The organism is Paraburkholderia sediminicola, from assembly GCF_046026855.1.
Lineage (GTDB): Bacteria > Pseudomonadota > Gammaproteobacteria > Burkholderiales > Burkholderiaceae > Paraburkholderia > Paraburkholderia sediminicola_A.
The window spans coordinates 1-1,319 of record NZ_JAQQET010000094.1 but is presented as its reverse complement, the minus strand read 5'-3'; the positions used below and the strand labels follow the sequence as shown (position 1 = coordinate 1,319).

Genomic DNA, 1,319 nt, shown 5'->3' with positions numbered 1-1,319 from the left:
TGAACCGCCCCGGATTTGGTGGAGGCTCCAACTCTTGAGAGAATGGAGCTATGAACAAGTCGAACAAGTTTTCTGCTGAAGTCCGCGAACGTGCTGTGCGCATGGTGCAAGAGCATCGGGGCGAGTATGCCTCACAGTGGGCAGCGATTGAATCCATCGCCCCCAAGATCGGCTGTACGAGCCAGACGCTGCTGGGATGGGTCAAGCGAGAAGAAGTTGATAGCGGTGAGCGTGAGGGTGTCACCACGTCGGAACGTGAACGCCTCAAGGCACTGGAGCGTGAGGTTAAGGAACTGCGCCGTGCCAATGAGATTCTGAAGCTGGCGAGCGCATTTTTCGCCCAGGCGGAACTCGACCGCCGCCTGAAGTCCTGAAGGCCTTTATCGACCAGCATCGCGACACCTTCGGGGTCGAGTCGATCTGCAAGGTCTTGCGGATTGCCCCGTCGGGCTATCGGCGTCATGCCGCACAGCTTCGCGATCCGTCGCGGCGCTGTGCCCGAGCGAAACGCGATGAGTTTCTGAGTCCAGAAATCAAGCGAGTCTGGCAGGCCAACATGCAGGTCTACGGCGCGGATAAAGTCTGGAAGCAGTTGAACCGGGAGGGTATTGCGGTGGCACGTTGCAGCGTCGAGCGGCTGATGAAGCAACAGGGTTTGCGCGGTGTGAGGCGTGGAAAGCGAGTTCGCACGACTATCCCCGATGTATCGGCTCCACGCCCGCTCGACCGGGTCAACCGTCAGTTCAAGGCTGACCGGCCGAACCAGCTCTGGGTGTCGGATTTCACGTACGTCTCGACGTGGCAGGGCTGGCTCTATGTCGCATTTGTGATCGACGTGTTCGCTCGGCGCATTGTCGGCTGGCGCGTCAGCTCGTCGATGACCACGGACTTCGTTCTGGATGCACTTGAACAGGCGCTGTACGCTCGACGGCCGGACAATGACGGAACACTGATCCATCACTCCGATAGAGGTTCGCAATACGTCAGCATTCGCTACAGCGAACGGCTGACCGAAGCAGGCATCGAGCCGTCGGTTGGCAGCCGAGGCGACAGCTACGATAACGCGCTGGCTGAAACGATCAACGGCCTGTACAAGGCCGAACTGATTCATCGTCGTGCGCCGTGGAAAACGCGTGAGTCTGTCGAGCTGGCGACGCTGGAATGGGTCGCGTGGTTCAACCACCATCGGCTGATGGAACCTCTCGGCTATATCCCGCCCGCTGAAGCTGAGGCAAACTACTACCGGCAATTCAGCAATACCATCGCTGTGCCGGCATCAACTTAAACCAACCAGCCTCCACGATTCCCGGGGCGGTTCA

At 59.2% G+C, this 1,319-nt stretch carries 1 protein-coding gene and 1 other annotated feature; the gene reads left to right on the top strand.

All coding sequences use genetic code 11. From position 1 onward, the window contains the following. Window positions 1–50: 50 nt before the first annotated feature. A protein-coding gene (locus PQR40_RS38945) for an IS3 family transposase (RefSeq protein WP_408242455.1) occupies window positions 51–1,285 on the top strand; the annotation gives its coding sequence in 2 pieces (ribosomal slippage) (window positions 51–339 and window positions 339–1,285; 1,236 coding nt in all). Continuing rightward, window positions 329–445: a sequence feature (AL1L pseudoknot), on the top strand. It overlaps the preceding gene by 117 nt. Window positions 1,286–1,319: the final 34 nt, after the last annotated feature.